Origin of the sequence: Rhodococcus sp. (in: high G+C Gram-positive bacteria) (genome assembly GCF_049591685.1) — a bacterium.
Taxonomy (GTDB): domain Bacteria; phylum Actinomycetota; class Actinomycetes; order Mycobacteriales; family Mycobacteriaceae; genus Rhodococcoides.
Window position 1 is genome coordinate 1 of record NZ_JBAWFH010000231.1, and the last position, 5,821, is coordinate 5,821.

Annotated in this window: 6 protein-coding genes; 1 reads left to right on the forward strand and 5 read right to left on the reverse strand. The window is 62.9% G+C overall.

Annotated elements, in window-relative coordinates:
* A partial coding sequence (locus tag WBQ44_RS09735; RefSeq protein WP_495566500.1) for a cytochrome P450 occupies positions 1-876 on the forward strand: 876 nt, incomplete at its 5' end.
* A 22-nt stretch (positions 877-898) separates the two neighbouring features.
* Here the strand turns inward: WBQ44_RS09735 and WBQ44_RS09740 are convergent.
* The 5 genes from WBQ44_RS09740 to WBQ44_RS09760 form a co-directional block, all read right to left on the reverse strand.
* The gene (locus WBQ44_RS09740; RefSeq protein WP_495566501.1) at positions 899-1,978 is read right to left on the reverse strand and encodes an ABC transporter ATP-binding protein; all 1,080 of its coding nucleotides are present in this window, start codon (positions 1,976-1,978) and stop codon (positions 899-901) included.
* Complete coding sequence (locus tag WBQ44_RS09745) at positions 1,978-3,306, reverse strand: ABC transporter substrate-binding protein (protein WP_495566502.1); 1,329 nt, start codon at positions 3,304-3,306, stop codon at positions 1,978-1,980. Before WBQ44_RS09745 ends, WBQ44_RS09740 begins: the two co-directional genes overlap by 1 nt.
* 34 nt (positions 3,307-3,340) lie before the next feature.
* The gene (locus WBQ44_RS09750) at positions 3,341-4,234 is read right to left on the reverse strand and encodes a carbohydrate ABC transporter permease (RefSeq protein ID WP_495566503.1); all 894 of its coding nucleotides are present in this window, start codon (positions 4,232-4,234) and stop codon (positions 3,341-3,343) included.
* Positions 4,231-5,160, reverse strand: a complete 930-nt coding sequence (locus WBQ44_RS09755; protein ID WP_495566504.1) for a carbohydrate ABC transporter permease — start codon at positions 5,158-5,160, stop codon at positions 4,231-4,233. The genes WBQ44_RS09750 and WBQ44_RS09755 overlap by 4 nt, the downstream gene beginning before the upstream one ends.
* Positions 5,161-5,236: 76 nt before the next feature.
* The coding region (locus WBQ44_RS09760) for a L,D-transpeptidase (protein WP_495566505.1) at positions 5,237-5,821 on the reverse strand (585 nt) is incomplete at its 5' end.

Consider the following 5,821-nt stretch of genomic DNA (forward strand, 5'->3'; position numbering starts at 1 on the left):
GTGCAGGAGAAAGCAGACAGCCTGCTCGACGAGCTTTCCGCCGCCGGTCGGACGGTCGACATCGTCGACAAGTACTGCGCTCAGCTACCCGTCTCGGTCATCAGCGACATCCTCGGGGTCCCCGACCATGACAGGCAGCGCGTGCTCGAGTTCGGCGAGATGGCTGCTCCGAGCCTCGACATCGGACTGTCCTGGGAGCAGTTCACCCGCGTGGAGAAGGGCCTCGCGCAGTTCGACGCCTGGCTCGGCGACCATCTCGCGGAACTGCGGCGCAACCCCGGTGACGATCTTATGAGCCAGCTCATTCGGGCCAAGGAGGACGGGGTTGGCCTCGACGACGAAGAGCTGCGGGCCACCGCCGGGCTCGTTCTCGCCGCGGGCTTCGAGACGACCGTCAACCTACTGGGTAGCGGTATCCGCCTGCTGCTCGATCACCCGGATCAGCTCCGCATCCTCCGCGAAGATCCGACGCACTGGCAGACGGCGGTCGAGGAGATGTTGCGCCTCGAATCGCCCGTCCAGCTGACGGCTCGGATGGCAAAGCACGACGTGACCATCGAGGGGATCCCGCTGAAGGAGGGTGAACTCGTCATCCTCGTGCTCGCCGGGGCCAACCGCGACCCGGAGGTTTTCGAAGACCCGTACCGGTTCGACGTGACGCGGGAGAACGCCAACAAGCATCTCTCGTTCTCCGGCGGCCGGCACTACTGCCTCGGCGCCTCGCTGGCGAAAGCCGAGGCGGAGGTGGGATTGAAGACCCTCTTCGACAAATTCCCCCACCTGCAGTCGGCAGGTGAGGGGATTCGCCGCGACACCCGAGTGCTGCACGGCTGGGCGTCCTTACCGGTGGACCTGGGGCAACCTGTCCTGCTGTAAGCCCCTTACAAACGTTGAGCCCCTACAGGCGCTGTCCGGTGGTTGCCGAGAAGAAGAACACCTCGTCACGTTTCGGCACCACCCGGACGGTTTCGGCGAGGCCCACTGCCAGCTTGCGGTCCACGCGCACCGCGAGTCGGCCCGACGCAGTGTGCCAATCGGAGCCGAGCGAAGGAGCTCCGTAGAGGAACGATTCCGCACCGAGCTCCTCGACGAGTTCGACTGCCACAGCGACGGATTCGACGCCGTCACCGACGAGGTCCCACGACTCGGGCCGGATTCCCACGGTCACCCGTGATTCCGCGACCGTCGAGGGAACCGGTATTCGGACATCACCGACCACAGCCGCGCCGTCGGCAACCGGCGCGTCGACGAGGTTCATGCCTGGCGAACCGATGAACCCCGCGACGAACGTGTTGACCGGGTTGTCGTACAGCTCGCGCGGTGACGCGATCTGCTGCAGCTTGCCTGCCTCCAACACGGCCACGCGATCGCCCATGGTCATCGCTTCGACCTGGTCGTGCGTGACGTACACCGTCGTCGTCCCGAGGCGCTTCTGCAGCCCCGCGATCTGTGCACGCGTCGACACGCGCAGTTTCGCGTCGAGGTTGGACAGCGGTTCGTCCATGCAGAACACCTGGGGCTGACGCACGATGGCGCGTCCCATCGCGACCCGCTGCCGTTGGCCTCCGGAGAGCTTTCCGGGCTTGCGGTCCAACAGCGACTCGAGCTCGAGCATCTTGGCAGCTTCCAGCACGCGAAATGCCGTATCGGACTTGCTCATTCCTGCGTTCCGCAACGCGAAACCCATGTTGTCCCCGACGGTCATGTTCGGGTACAGCGCGTAGTTCTGAAACACCATAGCGACGTCGCGCTCCCGCGGCGCCAGAGAGGTAACGTCGACGCCGCCGATATCGATATGTCCGCTCTCCACCGATTCGAGTCCGGCGAGCATGCGCAGCGACGTCGACTTGCCGCAACCCGACGGACCGACGAGCACGATGAACTCACCGTCGGCGATATCGAGTTCGAGACTGTCGACGGCGAGCGTGTCGGCACCCGGGTAGCGGTGTGAGACTCCCGCGTAGTGAACGGCTGCCATTACTTCGGGAGGTTCGGGGTGATCTGACGGTCGATGATCTGCTGCAGCTGATCGGCGACGCCGGCGAACGTCGTTGCGACGTCCGCGTTCTGGAGGGCGATCTGCTCGAGACCGGTACCGATGATCTTGTCGCCACCGGGAACGAAGACGCGGGCGTAGTCCTGCGAACGCGTATTGGCGAGCTGGTCGACGGCCGTCTTCGCGTTCGGGTTGGCTTCGAGGAACGCGATCTCGCTCGGGTCCTGCTGTGCCGACTTGCGCACCGGCATGTAGCCGGTGTTCTGCGAGAAGTAGGCGGTGTTCGCGCCGTTGGTGGCGAAGTCGATGAACTTCAGTGCGTTGACCTTGCGCTCGTCGGAGATCTTCGCGGGGATTGCGAGACCGGCTCCACCGGTCGGGCAACCGGGCTGACCGTCGGTCGTCGGGAGGAACGCGGTGCCGAACTCGAAGGCCGCGTTCTCTTTGATGCCGGACAGGTCGCCCGTCGAAGCGATGGTCGAGGCGATGATGCCGGCGCCGAAGTCGTTCGCAATGTCGTTCGAGACTGCCGCGTACTTCTTGGTGTGGATCATGTCCTTGAGGAACTGCCCTGCAGCAATGGTTTTGGGGTCGTCGAACTTCAGGGTGAACTCGTCGGAGTATGCGCCACCGAACGTCCAGATGGGGCCCTCGAAAGTCCAACCGAGGTAGTCCACAGCGTTGCCCCAGCCGTGGGCGAGCTTGCCGCCGCCGACGACGGCCTGGATGCGCGGGCCCCACTCGTCGAATTCCTGCCACGTGGTCGGTCCGCGATCCGGGAGGCCGGCCTGCGCCCACACCTCTTTGTTGTAGTAGAAGAGCGGTGTCGAGCGCGCGTACGGCAGGGCCCAGTGGCTGCCGTTCCAGTTGTAGTCGGCGAGAAGCGAATCGACGTAGTCGCTGGAATCGACACCTGCTGCGTCGAAGTGCTTGTCGAGTGGCTCTATGGCCCCGGTGAGAGCGTAGTTGAACCACCACACGTCCGACAGCACGACGACGTCGGGAACATCGTTGCCGGAGAGCGCAGCGTTGAACTTCTGCGACACCTCTTCGTAGTTCTTGCCGCCGTCGATGAGGTTGACGGTGAGGCCCGGGTTCTCGGCCTGGAACCGCTTGATCAATTCCTGTTCGAACGGCTGCGACTTACCGGGGTGGTTGGACCAGAAGTTGATGGTACTCGCGTCACCCGACGCAGCATCCGAGGACGAGCCGGACGAGTCCGATCCCGGGCCGCTGCATGCGGCCAACGCTGCACCGGCGGCGAGGGTGCCGGTGAGCGTGAGGAATCCGCGACGATTGATATGTGCCATGAGTGTTGTTCTCCTACTTCGGGGTGAAAGCGGATCAGCCTTTGACCGCACCGGAGGTGAGGCCCTTGATCATGTGGCGTTGCAGTGCGAGGAAGACGAGGAGGATCGGCAGGATGGTCAGCACGGTCGCTGCCATCACCGCGCCCCAGTTGGTGTAGCCCTCGTTGTTCTGGAGCAGGGTCAATCCGACCGGCAGTGGGGCCACCGACGAGTCGTCGGACATCAGGAACGGCCAAAGATATTCGTTCCACTCGTTGACGATGGTGATGATCGCGAACGCCACCATCGTCGGACCGGACAGCGGGAGTACGACCCGGAACATCAGCCGTATCGGCCCAGCACCGTCCATCCGCGCCGCCTCGATGATCTCAGCGGGTAGCGACAGGAAGTGGTTGCGCATCAGGAACGTGCCGAAGGCGACGCCTGCGAGGGGGAGAATGATGCCCTGGAACGAGTTACGCCATCCTAGATCGGCGATGAGCGAGTAGTTCGAGATCACGGTGATCTGATTGGGCACCATCAGCGCGGCGATGATGGTGAGGAATACGAGGTTCTTGCCCGGGAAGCGCAGGAACACGAGCCCGTAGGCGCTGAGTACACCGAGTACGAACTTGATCGACGCCAGGGCACCCGTGATGACGAGCGAGTTGCGAAGATACGTGAAGAACGGCACCTCGGTGGTCGCCTGGGTGTAATTCTGCGGGTGGAATACTGTCGGCCACCACGTGACGGGCTGCACGTAGATGTCTCCACGTTCCTTGAAGGAGGTGACGAGAATCCAGAAGAGCGGTAAGCCGATCATCAGCAGCACCAAGAACATGGCGATGTAGCCGAACACCGTCGACAGACTGCGTTGGCGCTGCGGGTCTTTCGGCGCCGAACGTGGCATTTCGCTCGCGCGGGCCGTGCGTGCTTTCAGCAGTGTCATCGCTGATCGTCCCGATCCATGATGCGGACCTGCACGAGGGTGATGATCAGCAGGATCATGAACATGATCGTGGCGACCGTTGCCCCGTAGCCGGCCCTGAAGTTGCGGAAGGTCTCCTCGTACACCTGGAACACCATCGTGGTGGTGCCGTTGCCCAGCGGACCGCCTCGGGTCATCACGTTGATGATGTCGAACACCTGCAGCGAGTTGAGCAGCACGGTGATCGACAGGAAGAACGTGGTCGGACGCAACTGCGGCAACAGCACTTTGCGGAAGGTCGTCCACTTGCTCGCCCGGTCGATCTCGGCGGCTTCCATGAGTTCTTTGCGCACGCCCTGCAGCGCCGCGAGATAGATGACGAACGTGTAGCCGAGGTTTTTCCACAGATACGTCACCGTGACCATGAACAGCGCCCAGTCCGGGTCCTGGTAGAAGTCCGGTGAGGTGAATCCGATGCGCTGCAACAGATCTTGTACGAGCCCGAAGTTGGGATCGAAGACGAACTGGAAGGCGATACCGATGGCTGCACCGGAGATGACGAACGGCGCGAACACGGCGGAACGCACGAAGTTGCGACCGCGTAGCTTTCGGTCGAGCAACATCGCCAGGATGAGCCCCAGTACGAGACTGCCCACGACGGCGGCGATGGTGAAGATGACCGTGTTGGAGACGATCACCCAGGTATCGTCGCGTGAGAACCACTCGCGGTAGTTCGCCAGGCCGACGAAAGTGGATGTGGGAGAGGAGAGGTTCCAGTCGTAGAACGAGAATTGGAAGTTCTCCACCAGCGGTCGGTAGGTGAACACGATCAGCAGGGCCAGGTTCGGCCCGAGAAGAATGAGAAACAGTGCGTAGTCACTCCACGGCCGACCGAAGAATTTTCTCCGGCCTGCTGTGGGCAGCACTCGTTCCGTTGATGTACTCACTGCGGGGACTGTCCTTACCCGCGGCCAACAAATGGTGAACTACGCCCCAACTGCTACGGAAGTCGAAACCAAGAACTCAGCGGTTCCAGTCGCCCAATCCGTCGGAGCCGCTGAGGGTGCCGCCTGCGGTGTTGACGACCACGACGGGGTCGCCCTTCTTGGCGTTCTCGTAGAACCACTTGCCGTCCTCGGTGCTCACGTTGAGGCAGCCGTGGCTGACGTTCTCGTAGCCCTGCGACGAAGTCGACCACGGTGCGGCGTGAAGGAAGATGCCGCTGTACGACATCCGCGTCGCGTACTCGACGTACGTGCGGTAGCCCTCGGGCGAATCGATGGGGACTCCGTAGGTGGAGGAATCCATGTACATCTCGCGCACTCGCTCGCCGACTATGTACGTGCCGTTGGGGGTTTCGTGCCCGGGCTTGCCGAAGGAGGTGGGCATGGTGCGGACCACTTCACCGTTTCGCGTGACGGTAACGGTCTTGGTGACGTCGTCGGCCGTCGTGATCAGTGCGTCCCCGGTGGAGAAGTCGGCACGCGAACCCGCTGCTTCGACCGTGACCTGGGTGCCTGCCGGGTAGAACTCGTTGGGCAGCCACCGCACCTGGGTGTCGTTGATCCAGTAGAAGTGACCGTCGACGGCCGGTGTGGTGGTGACCCG